This window comes from Limosilactobacillus vaginalis DSM 5837 = ATCC 49540 (assembly GCF_000159435.1).
Classification (GTDB): domain Bacteria; phylum Bacillota; class Bacilli; order Lactobacillales; family Lactobacillaceae; genus Limosilactobacillus; species Limosilactobacillus vaginalis.
In genome coordinates this window covers 67,002-83,410 of sequence record NZ_GG693415.1, presented here as the reverse complement: position 1 = coordinate 83,410, position 16,409 = coordinate 67,002, and the positions used below count along the sequence as shown (strand labels likewise).

Below are 16,409 nucleotides of genomic sequence, written 5' to 3'. Positions count from 1 at the left end.
TTCAGAGTTCGGCTTTACCGAGCACTGGAGCTCACATTTTATTTTTACACACTTATCTTTACTTCATTCGCCCATACATTAATCCCGGTTCTGCATTCAAATCCATTCCGGCACGATCACCGTGTTGGTAGCACATATATCCAGCAGCACCAATCATCGCTGCGTTATCACCACATAGTTTCAATGGTGCCTGGAGCATCGTTACGTCTGGATGGTACTTATGCATGTCATGGTCTAACCGAGAACGAAGGCCATGGTTAGCAGCAACACCGCCAGCTAAGATTAGCTGTTTTACCGGATAACGGTCAAGAGCCCGCATCGTTTTTTCTGCTAACACGTCAACAACGCTTTGTTGGAAGCTGGCTGCTAAATCATACTTATTTAGTTTTTCACCCCGCTGATCTGCATTATGAACCGTATTAATAAAGGCACTCTTTAAGCCGCTAAAACTAAAGTCATAGTTTGCCTCTTTTTCCATTGCTCGCGGGAAGTGAAAAGTATCTTCTCCCTTAGCTGCCCATTCATCGATCGTTTTTCCAGCAGGATAATTAACCCCAAGGACCCGACCAATCTTATCATAGGCCTCACCAGCAGCATCATCACGCGTTTCACCAATGATTTCAAATTCATGTTCAGCCTTCATGTAGACCAACTCTGTATGACCACCTGAAACAAGCAATGCCATTTGTGGATACTTAAACTCGCCAACATACCGAGCAGCATATAAGTGACCAGTCATGTGGTTTACCGGAACTAATGGTAAATTGTGTGCCCACGCAATTGCTTTAGCTGCAGTAACCCCAATTAATAATGAGCCGACTAGTCCCGGACCATAAGTAACCGCGACAGCTGCTATATCGTTATATGAAACATTGGCCTCTGCTAGCGCCTGATCAGTGCATCGGGTAATCCACTCAATATGGTGCCGACTAGCCACCTCCGGAACAACACCGCCAAATCGTTGGTGGCTATCAATCTGAGTGGCAACAATATTTGATAAAATCTTAGTGCCGTTTTCAACAACCGCGACACTTGTTTCATCACAGCTCGTTTCAAATGCCAAAATTAACGTTCTTTCTGCCATAACTAAGTATTTTCCCCTCTACTTTGCAATTTTACTTCCATCTCAACCGCGTCTTCTCGGTTATCAATATAATAGTGCGATTTGATATTGGTTTGATGAAATCCTAGTCGTTCATACAATTTTCGTGCTCTTAGATTATGAATCCGCACTTCTAGTGTCATTCGCGGATAGCCATGGTTGCCAGCATAAGTCTTTAAAATTTGAATCAAATTAGCACCGATTCCTTGATCCTGATATGCCGGACTCACACCAATATTGGTAATGTGGCTTTCGTGTTCATACCAATTAAATGAACAACCAGCATAGCCAACTACCTGCCCATCGTAGACCGTTACAAGATAAAGTCGATCGTGATCCCGCTCCAGTTCAATTTGAAAAGCATTTGCGTTCCAAGGAGCCGTCCCGTAAATCAATTCCTCAATTCTAATAATTGAAGAAATATCGGTGAACCTTGCACGGCGAATGGTAAACTGGCGTCCATTGATTAGCTTCGTTTGCTGTTCAAAAATTAATTGACCAGCTTCCTGATGATGTTTAAGCCAGTTCTTAAACTTCGCGAACATAATTTTGCCTAGTCTCACCTGGGTGAAGCTTTTGCCAATTGGCTTCCGCTTCTGTAATCCGTAGATAATGTGGAATCATCGAATCAATATCCGTAACTGGCTGAGCATCTTCTCCAGCAAGTGCTAACTGGTAAGTCGAAGGGATGGCAAATGGTCGTGGGGCTAACTGAATATTGGCTGGCATTTCTCCCATTGTCTTCTCAATTCGCTCAGTTAAGTGCCCAACTAATAAAATTGGTTGCTGTAATTGAGCAAGTTGCTGCAGGAGTTCCTTCATTGCCAAATGTTGATCGGGAATCCGATTAACTAATTTTCCATCTTGCCACTGGTATGCGCCTGCAAAAACGTTTCCGCGCCGGGCATCGAAAAATGGCACAATTACTTCTTTAGTTGTTGGAACAACATTCCGCGCTAACACTTCAAGACTCGAAATACCTACTAACTCCTTCTTCAAGGTGTCAGCGAGTACCTTAGCGGTTGAAACTGCAATTCGAATGCCAGTATACGATCCTGGTCCCTGGGCAACAGCGATCCGGTCAACGTCTTCTGGTTGCCACTTGACAAGCTTAAATAGCTTATCAATTGCTGGCATTAAATAAATACTATGGTTACGTACCATGTTCAATGTTTCAGTTGCCAAAAGCTGATTATCCTCAACTACCGCAACACTCATTGGATGGTTTGACGTATCAATGGCAAGTACTTTCATTTCTTCGATCATCCTTTCAATCATCTAACATCTTATCACACCAGCCACTTTTTGCATTAATTTTACGTCAAAATAAAAAGTAGCGTTTAGCTAAACTCCCCCTGCTAAACGTTACTTTTTGAAGGTTTATTATTATGAGTACATTCTAAGCATTAATAACTAGTCGCGGTCATCGTAGCCCTTTGGGTGGGTTGAATGCCACTTCCATGCAGTTGCGATAATGTCATGAACATCATCGTACTTTGGATCCCAGCCAAGAACGTTCCGGGCCTTGTCACTAGCGGCAACTAATGAATCAGGGTCTCCTGGACGCCGTGGGGCAATCTTTGCGGGAATTGGTTCGCCAGTAACTTCTCGAGCTGCTTCAAGTATTTGCTTATTAGAGAACCCGGTTGATGAACCAAGGTTGAATGCATTACTTTCGTTACCAGCTTCAAGGTACTTAATTGCTAAGATGTGGGCATCAGCCAAGTCCATAACATGAACGTAGTCACGAACGTTAGTCCCATCTGGTGTATTGTAGTCATCACCAAAGATGCTCAATTCTTTCCGCTTTCCTTGAGCAACTTGGAGAATGATCGGAACTAAGTGTGTTTCAGGACCGTGGTCTTCACCAATAGTTCCATCTGGAGCAGCACCGGCAACGTTAAAGTACCGAAGAGCAACAAACTTAATGCCATAAGCCTTGTCAGCCCAGTGCATCATCTTTTCCATCATTAACTTACTCAAGCCGTATGGGTTGATTGGGTTTTGTGGATCAGTTTCCTTAATTGGCATGTGTTCAGGAACACCGTAAGTAGCAGCTGTTGAACTGAAGACAATGTACTTGATATTGTGGTCACGCATTGCTTCAAGCAAAGTGATCATTCCACCAGTATTGTTGTCAAAGTACTTCAAAGGCTTGCTCATTGATTCAGGGACAATTGAAAAAGCAGCGAAGTGAACAACCGCTTCAATGTCTTCATTATCAAAGATCTTGTCCAAAAACTTCCGGTCACGAATGTCACCTTCGTAGAATTTTGCCTTTGGGTTGATTGCGTCACGGTGACCTGTAGAAAGGTTATCAGCAACGACAACTTCTTGACCGTGTTCAACTAAGTCCTTAACCATGTGTGAACCGATATAACCGGCACCACCAGCAACTAAAATTGCCATGTTGTTTCCTCCTTATCCGACAACATCTGCTATTACCAGACTGTCTACTAATTCCTTGTTCAAATATGATTGTAGCACTTTTATAATTGGCCGTTTAGTAAAATTAAGTAAAATTTTAGTAAATAATGTAACCGATTACAAAGTGATTAAGTTTTCTAAGCTAGTTTCGTGTTCAAGGTACCGAAATAGCAATCCTTCGCGAAGACCACTATCACTAAATTGGATTTGTTGAATTTGCTGCTGGCGGACAATACTCATTAATGGTAATAGGCCACCCACAATAACATCAGCTCGTTCTTTGTTAACACCACGAATCTTAGCCCGTTCACTTCGCGAGCTTCTCAACAGCTGCTGCATAATTGTAAATGCTTCATCGGGACTCATTGTTAAGCCATGAACTGGCGCAACCCGACTTGAATTAACTGCTTGTTGCCAACGAAAGATTTTTGCCAATGCTCGGTTACAACCTCCTAGCGCAACCAGTTCTCCATGGCGAACACGGTTTAACCATAATTCCTTACTTAGGACCTGATCAACCTTTACAATCGCGTTAAACAGATTGGTAGCACTAATTTGGTCACCAAGGTCATACCGTTGCGAGAGCAAAACTGAACCGAGTGGAATACTGACCACTTCTTCAGCCTGACCGTCATTAACCAGGATAATCTCCATACTAGCACCGCCAGTATCTAAGATGGCACCGTTTTTAAGCGCCAGAGTATGACTAACCCCAATATAGTCAAGGTAAGCCTCCTGTTCACCAGAAATCACGTGAATTACAAAGCCAGTTTTTTCCTGAACTTGTTGTAAGAAATCACTCTGGTTCTGTGCTTGACGAACCGCTGCCGTCGCCACAGCAAGAATTTTAAGATGCTTATACTGATCACAAATCTGGCGAAATTCAGTCAGGGCTTTTAGCGTTCGTTTAATTGGTTCGGGTTTTAAAATCTTTTCTGGTCCCATATCTGACGAAAGACGAACATACCGTTTCTCATACTGTTTTGTCTGGTATGAACCATCAAGATTAATCTGATCAATCTTTAAGCGGACTGAGTTAGAACCAAGATCGATAATTGCTAGGTATTGAGAATCCTTACTCATGGCGTTCACCCTTTCGTGAATCGAGATGGAGACTTGGAACGTGACGGCTTAAAGTTTCAAAGACGTTTGAAAAATGACGCTTTGACTTTTCCTGTCGTTTTGTTTGCTTGCTTTCAACATTTGCCCGTTGAACAAAGAATTCTTGGGAATTAAATGGCTCTTCACCATGGTTGTCAATTCGTTCATAGTGATCACCAACAAGAACCCGAGCCTTAACGTTATCCTTCCACATATCGTCAAGGATTGAAATTGCCTTCTCTTTGGTATCTGCTTGTTCCACCGGATAAAGTTCCTCAACCCGCCGATTAAGGTTTCGGGTCATCATGTCAGCACTTGAAAGGTAAATTTCTTCATTACCATTGCCTTCAAAGTAGTAAATCCGGGAGTGCTCCAAGAACCGGCCAACAATTGAGTGAACTTCAATATTCCCGTGCAGTTCTGGTAAATCATTCCGTAAACAGGTGATTCCCCGAATAATCAACTGAATCTTAACTCGCTTAGATGCTGCTTCATACAGGTGCGCAATAATTTGTTTATCCGAGAGTGAATTCATCTTCATCCGAATGAGAGCCGGATTACCACTTTCAGCAATTTTAATCTGCTGATCAATCTTTTGGTTAATAAAGTTCCGAATTCCGTTTGGCGAAACCCGAATCTTATTGAAGTACGGTGGCCGAGCAAATCCCGAAAGCATATTGAAGAGGTTGGTCATATCCATCCCAATCTCTTGATCACAGGTCAGAAGTCCCATGTCAGTGTAGAAATGAGCAGTTACATCATTATAGTTTCCAGTTCCCAGGTGCATGTAACGACGAAGGCCGTCTTCATCCCGCCGGATAACCAAGGCAACCTTACAGTGCGTTTTAAGGCCGACAAGTCCGTAAATTACGTGACAGCCCATTTGTTCCAATCTTTGAGCCCACCGAACGTTATTTTGTTCATCAAACCGGGCCTTAACTTCTACCAGAACGGTTACTTGTTTTCCTCGTTGGGCAGCCATCCCTAAATACTTAATAATTGGTGAATTTCCGGATACCCGGTAAAGAGTCATCTTGATTGCAAGGACTTCTGGATCGAGGGCAGCCTGGTGAATGAAGTTAACTACCGATTGGAAACTATCATACGGGTGCTGCATTAAGTAGTCGTGCTTCCGGATAGCAGCAAAGATATTGTGCTCCATGTCTAAAGCAGGATTTTGGTAAGCGTGGAACGGTGGAAAACGGAGATCAGTATGTCCGTCAACCATTCCAGAAAGTTTCTTCAAGAAGGTTAAGTCTACCGGACCATTTACCCGGTAAATTGAACGTTCATTCACGTGCAGGTTGTCAATCAGCTGATCCTCTAGCCACTCATCAATTGAATTTTCAACTTCAAGCCGCATTACCTCACCGTGTTCCCGTTCACGTAATTGGTGTTTAACGGCCCGTAATAGGTCAGAAGTATCTTCTTCCGCAACATCCAAGTCCATATCACGCATTACCCGGTAAGTTGCTGAAGCCAAAATTTGATAACCTGGGAAGAGCTGGCCAAGGAAACGCTTAATGACTTCATCAATTAGGATAAAGTTGTTCTCTCCCGGTAAGCGAACTAGTCGCTTATAAATGGACGGAACACGAACAGTGGCAAACTTAATATCTGATTCTCGACTATCATCATGGGGTTCTAGCTGACGACTCTTAACCTCCTGATCGCCTTCAAGAATTTCTTGTTCCTGAACAGCTTTCTTTTGCTTTGGATCCCGGCGTAATTGAATTGCAATGTTAAGTGAGTTGTTAGCAATGAACGGGAATGGCCGTGAAGTATCATCTGCCATTGGTGTTAGTACCGGCATTAACTCATCACTGAAGTACCGCCGAATAAATTCCTTTTGCCGATCATCTAAATCGGCTAGGTGCATAATATTAATCTGGTGTTGTCGTAAGTCAGGAATTATCTGTTTGTTATAAACTTCATAACGTTCCTTCACCATTTCATGCTCTTTTTTATTTACGGCCGTTAATTGTTCCTCAGGTGTCATTCCCGAAGCATCCGTTGTTGTTACATTTGCTGCTGCCAATTTATGAAGTGACGCAACCCGTACCATAAAGAATTCATCGACGTTGCTTTGGGTAATCCCTAAAAAGTTTGCCCGTTCAAGAAGCGGGTTGCTGGTATCAGTTGCTTCTTCGAGAACCCGTCCATTAAAGTCAATCCAACTAAGTTCCCGATTAACATAATTTTGTGGTTTATAAAATTCCTTGTACATTTTACCGCCCCTCTTTTTCCTTTAATACAGGTTTAATACCGAAGACATCGTCAAAGAGTTGTGACTTTTGGCTAAATGACCAGCTTTCTAGTACTAAATCGTCTGAGCTAGTCGCTTTAATAATTAGTCGCCCGTTCTTTAATTTTAGCTGAATCCGACTAATCTTTTGCTGTCGTGAATCATCTAGGGAATCAACTAATCTTAAGATTGCCGCTAACTTGGCAACTGGCATCTGAATATCCTCGTCCAAATGACGATAATGAGACTGGTCAATGGTTGGGCTTTCAGTACTGTGGTAACGGGCAACTTCCGCAATAATTAGGTTATCTTCATTGGAGAGACCGATCATGGGATTAGCCTCCAAAATATATGCCGAATGTCGATAGTGCCCTTGCTGGTTAATAAAATTCCCAATATCATCAACCTTAGCCGCCACTTCAAGCAAAAGACGGTAATGGTTGCTTAGTCGGTGAATTGGCCGTAATTCATCAAAGAATTGAAGTGCATACTTCTTAACAAAGTCCGCATGATTAAAATCAATCCCGTACCGTTTAGCAATATTATCAGCAGAGGTCTGAATCATATTATTTACGGTAGCTTGAGAAACATCATTGGCCGTTGCGATCCCGTTTGAAATGCCATCCATAATCGAAAGGTTTGTCACATAAAGACTTGATGGATTAATCAGATCTGACATTCGAGCAATCACCAAATAGTTTGGTAAAATATATTCATCCTGAGCTTCTGTCGGGTCAATATCATTGTTATACATGTATCGATCCTGAGGAATTAATAGGTGATTAAACGTTTCACGGAATTTTTGACGGTCAATTTCACCAATTTTTTGGTGCTTATCCACATAGCGTTTTGCCAACGAAGGCGCATTCTGAACAATCATCGTCGTCTTCTTTTGCCGCGTTAATTCAGGCGCTAAGTAACCAAGCTTACTACCAATGTAATCCTGAATAATTTCTGTCGGATTAGTCGTCGTCTGCCGTAACTGGTTAACAAGGCGGTGAATCTGGGCCCCGCCAAGATCAATTTCCCATGAAGTCTCAAAATTACCATGATGGAAAAATGCCAGTGTTGAGCTATCTAATCCAATACTCAAAATATACAGGCAATGCTTGCTTAAATTCTTAAATTCTGGTAACTGATCAACAATATAACTCATTGACTGGGCCATTAATTGATTATTATTCAGCCATTCAATTTTCAGTCCCGTACGAACCTTCAGCTGATCACCAACATAACTTGCGGTGACGCTATCCATATCTTCATAGGCTCCATAGAATTTAATATCATCAACCTGATAATCGCTAATCAGTTCCTTGAAGCCTTCAATATTATCAGTGATTGCTGCCATGTTCTTTCGATAATTAGCAGTTTTATTATCTTCACCAATAGCAAATAATCCAGAACGGACGTCATTAACTACTTTGAGGCTTGGGAGCTTGATAATTCGTAAGAAAATCTGGTCCGGTTGTAAATAAATTACTGCCGTCAACGAATTTTTCATTCTAATCACCCCTCAATGTTTTTCCACTTTAAGTCTACCATTAATGAACATAAAGAGCGTGCTAAAAAGGGTTCAGAAAAAGCAAAATGTTTTTTCTGAACCCTTTTTCGAATATCTTAAATTCAGCAATTCTTAACCCAACCAGCTAAACTTAGCCTTCGTACAAAGTTTACCGTTGCTTTTAATCTGGTGAAGACTGGTATGTGGATCTGCCATCGTAAACTCACTAGTAATATCATGGTCGGCACGAACTTCTTGATGGTATTGAATTGAAAACGACTTTAATTGGTGGGTCGTTAAAAACTGCTCACCAAGCGGATCCAAGAGCCAATCAAAGTAGCGGGCATTGTTGACATGACGATTAGCATCTAAATCAAAATAACGAACATGGTATCGTTTTTCTGTTAATAATGCATCTGCGGCAATCGGCTTAGGTCGTCGTCCCCGTGGCACACGTTTAACTTTTGGTGCTTGATAAGCTGTAATTATCTTTTCGGGAATTGGTTCCATTTTTCGACTGGTTAAATTCATGAATGCCAATAAAGATTGAACATGAGCATACTCTTTTTGACCATCCTTATCACGGAGCCAAAACTCACGGGTCGCAAAGAAACGATTATATCCGGTCGCCCGCGTTCCAAGGATAACGGTATCACCAATTTTTAGTGATTGCAGGTCAAGCGTTCCTTCAAAACTAACAATAACCCAGGTTCCACCAGTCGCCTGAATATTTTCCTGGCTTAACCCCAGTTGGTCACTTTGTTTATCAGCAACAACCATAAGCATACTCATTACCATACTTAGAGTTGGATGACCTAATTCATTGCATTCGTAATAAGCAAGCTGATGCGGTATTTCATATTCCTGTGCCGATTGTTTTAATTCCATTTTTACTCCTAAATATTATGATATTGCTTATAGAGTTCTTGACGATTCAACTTATTTTTCTTGGCAACTAATTTAATTGCTGCATTAGTAGATAACCCTTCACTAATTTTCTGATCAATCTGTTCAATTGGTGTTCCGGCTTCATCATTTTGAACATCTTCATCAGGATGAGGATTCCCAGCTATTAGCACAACATATTCTCCTCGTGGCTGATGTTCATCATAAAAGGCAGTTAACTCAGCTAAACTTCCCCGACTAAACTCCTCATAACGTTTAGTTAATTCACGAGCTAAAACTGCTTGGCGGTCGTCACCAAAAACTTCGGCCATCACTTTGAGAGTTTTCTTCAAACGGTGAGGTGCTTCATAGAAAATCATGGTCTCAGAACGATTCCGTAATTGCTCTAATTCTTGCACTTGCTGCTGGTGCTTCCGTTCAAGAAAGCCATAGAAGTAAAACGGCTGGGGAACGAGACCAGAGGCAATTAAAGCGGTCAACCCAGCGTTAGCACCTGGTAACGGAACAACTGGGATCCCTTCTTTTACTGCCGCTGCAACTAATTCTTTCCCGGGATCAGAAATTGATGGCATCCCCGCATCACTACATTGCACAATCGTAAGGCCAGCCTTTAATTTACCAATTAATTCTGGAATGCGTTGTTCCGTATTATGTTCATGGAAACTAATCTCAGGCGTGTGAATATCAAAATGGTTTAATAATTGTTGAGTATGCCGCGTATCCTCAGCTGCAATCAAGTCAGCCCCAGTTAACACCTTAACTGCTCGAAATGTCATGTCATCTAAATTACCGATCGGTGTCGGCACAAGGTATAACGTTCCTGAATCCTGATTTTGAAAGCTACTAACCTGTTGCATTGTCCTCTCCCTACTTAATCGTTGGCTGATCATGACCAAAAATCGTGTCTAAACAAAAAGTACACGATTCATTCTGTTCAAGCCGCTTGCCAAAATATTCACTGCAAACATGAAAACCTTGCTGATACAATTTCTTTAAGTTTTCCCGTGAACCAGAAAGATGATCATCATCATGTTTTTGCTGATGCATCTTCTTTAACATTGTTCGTAAATGGTCATTTTCAATTGAAAGTTCAGCATTCGTTTCCATTAATTCTGTCACCTGGGCCTGGAGCTGTTCCATATTAGCAACTAGGTCATGCGTTTGCTTAGTTACCTGAGCGAAGCGATCATAAATATTACTTGGATTACCATGTTCACTCATTGTGATTACCCTCCTATGCCGAAAGTGCTTGAACAATTTTGATAGTTAACTGTTCCACAACGTTTTGAAATGCCATATTTTGATCCAAGAGGTGTCGGCTAGTCAATGTTTCCTGACTAATTTCTAACAATGTTTGTACAGAATATTGTTGGGCAATTGTCGTTAGAAGTTCCTGAACCTGTAAAAAGTGCAGATCTTCTTCAGCAGTCATCCCGTTTGCAACCAGTAAGGTATCTCGCCAAATTAATGCCATGAGGTCGAGAATCAACTGCTGCTTTTGACGATCGGTTGCTAGTTTGACGATCTCTGTTTGAATATCAACGAAACCTAGCATGTTTTCATTACTGGTATGCCGATACCACAGTGAGATTGCTGAAATTGCTTGCTTTAACCAGTCATCTTTTCGCCATTCCAGAATCTCGCTTACAGAATCCGTTAACCCGATAGCAACACTTCGTTCGGTCCGTGGAATTTCTTGCTTAGCCAATGCTTTTTCAAGTTCAGCCCGTGCCAATGGACGCAGCTCAATCACTTGTGTCCGCGAGCGAATTGTTGGTAAGACAGCACTCTTATTGGTTGTTAACATTAAAATGTAAATTCCTGGACCCGGCTCTTCAATAAACTTCAACAAGCTATTAGCAGCATTATTCGTCATCTTTTCGGCATCATGAATTACAAAAAGCTTTTTATTGCCCTCAACAGCACTTTTAGTAAATTCATCCTTCAAGTGACGGATCTCGTCAACCCTAATCTGTCGGCCTTCCGGTTTAGCAACGACCACATCAGGATGATTACCGCTTAAAATTCGCTGACACTCTGGACAGGTAAGGTCAGGCTCACCATTTTGCAAATGGAGACAGAAAAGTCGTAACGCTAACCACGTGGCCAATTGACTTTTTCCTGAGCCGGTTGGACCAACAAAGAGGTAAGCATGTGCTAATTCATGATTTTTTATTACCGTTTGCAGTTGTTTAACTATTAAAGGCTGCAAACGCTCTGCCTGCAACTGGTCAGCCACTTCTTTTCACCTACTCAACTAAAACTTGTGGAACTGTTCCACTGGCATTACAAAGACGGTTGCTCCACCAATTTGAACATTAACTGGAAAGGCAGAACCACCTTCAACATCCATGTGCATTTGCGACGTAACATATTGTTCACGAGACTTAGCGTTCTTCTTGATAATCTCAAGAACATCTTGAACCCGTTCATCTTCAATCCCGATCAAAAACGTTGCGTTCCCTTCACGGAGAAAGCCACCTGTTGTAGAAAGCTGAGTCATTTGGATATGGTTCTTGGCAAATGCTTTCCGGAGCCGATTACTGTCCTTGGATTGAACAATCGCAATTATCATTTTCATAATAAATCACCTTTCTTTAAATGCCACTAGCTTAAAATAAATCATTAAACTTCGCATGAATCGTTTGCTTCACGTCACTAATTACCTTAGGCAGTGACTGACTAGCATCAATCAACTTAATTCTTTCTGGATTTTCTCGTTGAAGGCGAAGAAATGCTTCACGAACAGTTTTATGGAAACTTAACTGCTCTTCGTCTAACCGGTTAACTTGATCGGCCCGGTGTTCAGCAATTCGCTGCAACCCTAATTTTGACTCAATATCCAAATAAATAGTTAAGTCAGGCAACAACCCATCAATCGCATACTGGTTAATTTGCCAAATCTTCTGCTCACCGAGATGGCGTCCAGCTACCTGATAGGCAATTGAACTATCGACGTAGCGATCACAAAGAATTACCTTGCCATCTTTTAAGGCTGGCAAAATCTCTGAAACGATATGCTGACGACGGGCAGCCGCAAATAATAGCGCTTCCGTTCGGCCATCCATATCAGTGTTGTGCTCATCAAACAAAACCCGGCGAACTTGCTCAGAAATATGATTACCACCAGGTTCCCGCGTATACATTACCTTTTCTTTACCAAGCTGTTGCTCTAGTTCAGCTTGAATTGCAGTAATTACGCTTGTTTTCCCTGCGCCATCCGGTCCTTCAAATGAAATAAATTTTCCTGCCATTAATCCTCTTCCTAACGATCGATTACGCTCTGGTTTAGTTCACCATGTACCTTAAATTTGCGCGCAATTCGGTAAAGGTACAAATATTTTTGTTCTTGCAAGCGACTTCGATAATGAAGTTCCGTACTTGCATTAGCCTCATAAACAGCTCGCTCGGTTTCCTTTGCATGATCCCAGCTTGCTTTTGTTTCATAGATCAAATTCAATAATCGCTGGTCACGCTCTTGCTTTATCTCTTCTTGATTTCGATGATGGAAAAGCATTCGTTACATCTCCGTCCGTCCTTGAACAGCCTTAAATAGGGTTACTTCATCCGCATAGTCAATATCAGCCCCAACAGAAAGTCCGTGGGCTAACCGCGTAACTTTAATTCCGGCAGGCTTAATTAATTTTGCAAGGTAACTAGCAGTTAACTCGCCATCCGACGAAGCGTTAGTTGCAATAATCACTTCTTTTATCTCATCGTCTTTTTTCAGACGATCTAATAGGCTAGTAATATTAATATCTTCCGGGCCAGTCCCTGCAACAGGTGAGATTACACCATTTAAGACGTGGTACAAGCCATGGTACTCATGCATTCGTTCCATTGCCATGACATCCTGTGATTGCTCAACCACAAGGATTTGTGAACGATCACGAGTCTTATCTTGGCAAATTGGGCAAGGATCATCTTCCGTAATGTTGCCACAAATACTACAACTATGGAGATCACGCTTAGCTGATAATAATGATTTAGCAAAGTTTGTAACGTCATCGCCTTGCATCGTCAGTGTATAAAAAGCTAGCCGGGTAGCCGTCTTTTGACCGATACCCGGTAGTTTTGTGTAGCTTTCAATTAGCTTTGCTAGCGGTTCAGGATACTGCACTCTTACATCCCCAAGCCACGAGTGTACTTACCCAAAGTACTTTGAGTAGCATCGTTGACCTTCTTCATCCCATCATTAACGGCTGCCAGTACAAGATCTGAAAGCATGTCAATGTCATCAGGATCAACGGCTTCTGGCTTAATTTCCAGATTAACTAACTTATTATCACCAGTAAAAGTTGCGGTTACCATGCCATCTGGTGCTTGACCAACGAATTGCTGCTTAGCAAGTTCTTCGTGTTCAGCCATCATTTTCTTTTGCATTTCCTTAGCTTGCTTTACCATTTGTTGCATATTCATACCGTTCATCATAATTTATCATTCCCCTTTAATTATTTTCTACTTTAACAATATCACTACCGAACAGCTCTTGGGCAGTTGTAACCAAATCTTTTTGCTCGTCTGACTTTGGTTGTGGTTCTTGAACCGTTGCCGGCGCGGTTGAAACCGGCTCCTCTGCTGGCGCTTCAGCACTTGCTGCCGCGGGTTGCGGATTATTACCAGTAGAACGAGAAGACCCTTTTCCTAAGCCATGACTTTGAATATACTCTTTACGTATTTGCGGCCATTGATCTTTAGGGACAAACACAACTTTTCGCTGATCACCACTTAAGCGTTGAAGACCATCTTCCATCGCTTGAATTAAAGCTTGATCATCAGTTGCCTGCTGAAAAAGAAATGCATAGTCAAACGCCACGATAATTCCATCCGGACTGGCGGCCACTGGTTGAGAAACGTGTAAGAGCGATCGTTGAGGGACGCTAAGCATATTAAGCATATCTCCCCAGAGTTCCTTCATTTTAGCAAGATCCTGACGCGTAGCTGCACCAAGAACTGGATAAATCTGGTGCAAATTGACACGATTACTTCGTGATTTAACACGTGGTTGCTCTTTTGCTGCTTTAGAAGCACTATTAGCAACTGGCTTACTAATAGTAGTAGTTCCTTGTTGCTGAAGCACCTGGACAGTCTGTTGCAGTGCTTGAATCTGCGCTTGAAGTTTATCAACTTCTGCTTGGTTTGCTTCTTGGTGAGCCTGAGTTGGTTTTGATACGCTAGCGACAGGCTGCTCTGCTTCTGGCTGGGATAATTTAACGGTCAAAACCTCTAAATAAACATCCGGATGAGTCGTAAACCGCATTTCCATTTGAATATTATTTAGGTCATCAATCATTCGGTATAATATTGTTGATGAAGCTGCTTTACTCAGTTCTGCAAAATCTTCATCTTTTAATCCCGTACTCTCAACCTTTATTAAATCAGGCGACTCTTGATACAAAAGGACATCTCGAATGAACGAGATCAAATCTTCAATAAACCGCTGACCATCTTTACCCTCGCCGAGAATCTGCTTCATCGTTTCCAGCGCAGGAGCACTTTGGCCTTGACAAACTTCCAGGAAGTACTTCTTTAACAGCTGCTTAGTAACACTCCCAGTTACTAAAAGGGCATCGTCAAGCTTAACCTGGTTATCACTAAAGGAAAGAACCTGATCCAGGATACTTAACGCATCCCGCATTCCTCCCTCTGCAGCATTTGCAATCACCCATAGTGCCTTTTCGTCATACTCCACCTTTTTCTGATCCAAAATGTACTTCATGCGTTCGAATGAATCAGTAGCCGAAATACGGCGGAAATCAAACCGCTGAACCCGCGAAATAATTGTAAGCGGGATCTTATGCGGCTCAGTTGTCGCCAAAATAAAGATTACATTGGCAGGCGGCTCTTCCAGCGTCTTAAGCAAAGCATTGAACGCCCCTGTTGAGAGCATGTGAACTTCGTCAATAATGTAAACTTTATAGTCCGCTTGCGTTGGCGCATACTTCGCCTTATCACGAATATCACGAATCTCCTCCACACCGTTATTTGATGCAGCATCAATTTCAATAACATCATTTAATTGACCATTAGTAATTGCTTTACAAGTATCACATTCATTACATGGTTCACCATCTTGAGAGTGGTGGCAATTAACAGCCTTGGCGAAAATCTTAGCCGCAGAAGTCTTCCCAGTACCCCGCGGCCCAGCGAAGAGGTAGGCATGACTAATTTGGTGAGTAATAATGGCGTTTTTGAGTGTCCGGGTAACAACTTGTTGACCAACCATATCGTCAAACCGCTGTGGACGCCATACACGATATAATGCCTGGTAACTCATTAATCAGCTTCCTTTCCGTAATTTTAATGCTGCTTAATATTATACTAGCTTTTATCAAAAGAAAAATCATTTGAACCGAATTTAAGATAAATAAAATTTTCAATTATAAAATTAAAGAGGCCAGGAAATAGTATCCCGACCTCACGGTTAATTTCTTAAAAAACTTAGAGCACAAGATACATCAAACTTAGTGCTGCTTCCTTCCGGACCTGACACGGTTCGTAAGCATACCCTTGCTCTAAGGCCTTACGGCAAATATCATCATACAACATTTTATTTAGAATTACTAGTCTTTTTCTTTTTTCGGGCCAGTTTACGTTTTTTCCGCACTGCCCGGAAAAAGTCCTTTAACATTTGACTACACTGTTCACCAAGAACGCCAGCAGTCACATAAGCCTGATGATTTAATCGGTCATCACCAAGTAAATGATATAAACTATCGACTGTTCCCGCCTTAGGATCAGTTGCCCCGTAAAAGACATTTCTGATTCGCGCGTTTACAATTGCTCCGCTACACATCATGCACGGCTCAAGAGTAACGTATAGATCACAATCTTCAAGGCGCCAACTATGAAGGTAGGAACAGGCCTCCATAATTGCTAGCATTTCTGCATGATAAGTCACGTCCTGAAATTTTTCTCGCATGTTATGGCCGCGTCCTATAATTTTCCCTTGATAGGTCACTACTGCACCAATAGGAACTTCATCTAGCAACGCTGCTTTTTTTGCTTCAGCAATGGCCGCTCGCATAAACTTTACTTGTTCTTCTCGGGGAACTGTTACTCTTTCCTTCATCGTAAAAATTCTCCTTTAATTTATGTTAAATTTCTCTTTTCAAGTGTATAATATT

At 41.9% G+C, this 16,409-nt stretch carries 18 protein-coding genes and 1 other RNA gene; all 19 read right to left on the bottom strand.

Annotated elements, in window-relative coordinates; all coding sequences use genetic code 11:
* Nucleotides 1-58 precede the first annotated feature (58 nt).
* The 19 genes from tsaD to tadA all read right to left on the bottom strand — a co-directional run bounded on the left by tsaD (nt 59) and on the right by tadA (nt 16,354).
* Nucleotides 59-1,084: a tRNA (adenosine(37)-N6)-threonylcarbamoyltransferase complex transferase subunit TsaD gene (gene tsaD, locus HMPREF0549_RS06950; protein ID WP_003717563.1), complete on the bottom strand. Its 1,026-nt coding sequence runs from the start codon at nt 1,082-1,084 to the stop codon at nt 59-61.
* Between the two features lie 2 nt (nt 1,085-1,086).
* Nucleotides 1,087-1,647 carry a ribosomal protein S18-alanine N-acetyltransferase gene (gene rimI / locus HMPREF0549_RS06945; RefSeq protein WP_003717562.1) on the bottom strand — a complete coding sequence of 187 codons (561 nt, stop codon included), beginning with the start codon at nt 1,645-1,647 and terminating at the stop codon, nt 1,087-1,089.
* Entirely contained in the window at nt 1,631-2,356 is a 726-nt protein-coding gene (gene tsaB / locus HMPREF0549_RS06940; protein ID WP_040531576.1) for a tRNA (adenosine(37)-N6)-threonylcarbamoyltransferase complex dimerization subunit type 1 TsaB, read from the bottom strand. The genes rimI and tsaB overlap by 17 nt, the downstream gene beginning before the upstream one ends.
* A gap of 159 nt (nt 2,357-2,515) precedes the next feature.
* Nucleotides 2,516-3,511, bottom strand: a complete 996-nt coding sequence (galE, locus tag HMPREF0549_RS06935; protein ID WP_003717560.1) for a UDP-glucose 4-epimerase GalE — start codon at nt 3,509-3,511, stop codon at nt 2,516-2,518.
* A gap of 135 nt (nt 3,512-3,646) precedes the next feature.
* On the bottom strand, nt 3,647-4,612 hold the full coding sequence (locus tag HMPREF0549_RS06930) for a Ppx/GppA family phosphatase (RefSeq protein ID WP_003717559.1): 966 nt from the start codon (nt 4,610-4,612) through the stop codon (nt 3,647-3,649).
* The gene (locus tag HMPREF0549_RS06925; RefSeq protein ID WP_003717558.1) at nt 4,605-6,857 is read right to left on the bottom strand and encodes an RNA degradosome polyphosphate kinase; all 2,253 of its coding nucleotides are present in this window, start codon (nt 6,855-6,857) and stop codon (nt 4,605-4,607) included. Before HMPREF0549_RS06925 ends, HMPREF0549_RS06930 begins: the two co-directional genes overlap by 8 nt.
* Before the next feature lies 1 nt (nt 6,858).
* Nucleotides 6,859-8,376: a hypothetical protein gene (locus HMPREF0549_RS06920; RefSeq protein WP_003717557.1), complete on the bottom strand. Its 1,518-nt coding sequence runs from the start codon at nt 8,374-8,376 to the stop codon at nt 6,859-6,861.
* A 132-nt stretch (nt 8,377-8,508) separates the two neighbouring features.
* On the bottom strand, nt 8,509-9,264 hold the full coding sequence (locus HMPREF0549_RS06915; protein ID WP_003717556.1) for an acyl-[acyl-carrier-protein] thioesterase: 756 nt from the start codon (nt 9,262-9,264) through the stop codon (nt 8,509-8,511).
* 8 nt (nt 9,265-9,272) lie between these two features.
* Entirely contained in the window at nt 9,273-10,139 is an 867-nt protein-coding gene (gene rsmI / locus HMPREF0549_RS06910; RefSeq protein WP_003717555.1) for a 16S rRNA (cytidine(1402)-2'-O)-methyltransferase, read from the bottom strand.
* Nucleotides 10,140-10,149: 10 nt separating this feature from the next.
* Nucleotides 10,150-10,503, bottom strand: a complete 354-nt coding sequence (locus tag HMPREF0549_RS06905; protein ID WP_003717554.1) for a DNA replication initiation control protein YabA — start codon at nt 10,501-10,503, stop codon at nt 10,150-10,152.
* A 13-nt stretch (nt 10,504-10,516) separates the two neighbouring features.
* The gene (gene holB, locus HMPREF0549_RS06900; RefSeq protein WP_003717553.1) at nt 10,517-11,521 is read right to left on the bottom strand and encodes a DNA polymerase III subunit delta'; all 1,005 of its coding nucleotides are present in this window, start codon (nt 11,519-11,521) and stop codon (nt 10,517-10,519) included.
* Between the two features lie 18 nt (nt 11,522-11,539).
* Nucleotides 11,540-11,863: a cyclic di-AMP receptor DarA gene (gene darA, locus HMPREF0549_RS06895; RefSeq protein ID WP_003717552.1), complete on the bottom strand. Its 324-nt coding sequence runs from the start codon at nt 11,861-11,863 to the stop codon at nt 11,540-11,542.
* Between the two features lie 31 nt (nt 11,864-11,894).
* Nucleotides 11,895-12,536, bottom strand: coding sequence for a dTMP kinase (gene tmk, locus HMPREF0549_RS06890; protein ID WP_003717551.1), 642 nt, complete (start codon nt 12,534-12,536; stop codon nt 11,895-11,897).
* A gap of 11 nt (nt 12,537-12,547) precedes the next feature.
* Nucleotides 12,548-12,799 carry a YaaL family protein gene (locus HMPREF0549_RS06885; protein WP_003717550.1) on the bottom strand — a complete coding sequence of 84 codons (252 nt, stop codon included), beginning with the start codon at nt 12,797-12,799 and terminating at the stop codon, nt 12,548-12,550.
* Between the two features lie 3 nt (nt 12,800-12,802).
* Nucleotides 12,803-13,402, bottom strand: a complete 600-nt coding sequence (gene recR, locus HMPREF0549_RS06880; protein WP_003717549.1) for a recombination mediator RecR — start codon at nt 13,400-13,402, stop codon at nt 12,803-12,805.
* A 2-nt stretch (nt 13,403-13,404) separates the two neighbouring features.
* Nucleotides 13,405-13,713 (bottom strand): YbaB/EbfC family nucleoid-associated protein, encoded by a 309-nt coding sequence (locus tag HMPREF0549_RS06875; protein WP_003717548.1) that lies wholly within the window; start codon nt 13,711-13,713, stop codon nt 13,405-13,407.
* A gap of 16 nt (nt 13,714-13,729) precedes the next feature.
* Nucleotides 13,730-15,559 (bottom strand): DNA polymerase III subunit gamma/tau, encoded by a 1,830-nt coding sequence (gene dnaX, locus HMPREF0549_RS06870; protein ID WP_003717547.1) that lies wholly within the window; start codon nt 15,557-15,559, stop codon nt 13,730-13,732.
* Between the two features lie 153 nt (nt 15,560-15,712).
* Nucleotides 15,713-15,810, bottom strand: an RNA gene (gene ffs / locus HMPREF0549_RS09390) — signal recognition particle sRNA small type.
* 22 nt (nt 15,811-15,832) lie between these two features.
* On the bottom strand, nt 15,833-16,354 hold the full coding sequence (tadA, locus tag HMPREF0549_RS06865) for a tRNA adenosine(34) deaminase TadA (protein ID WP_003717546.1): 522 nt from the start codon (nt 16,352-16,354) through the stop codon (nt 15,833-15,835).
* Nucleotides 16,355-16,409: the final 55 nt, after the last annotated feature.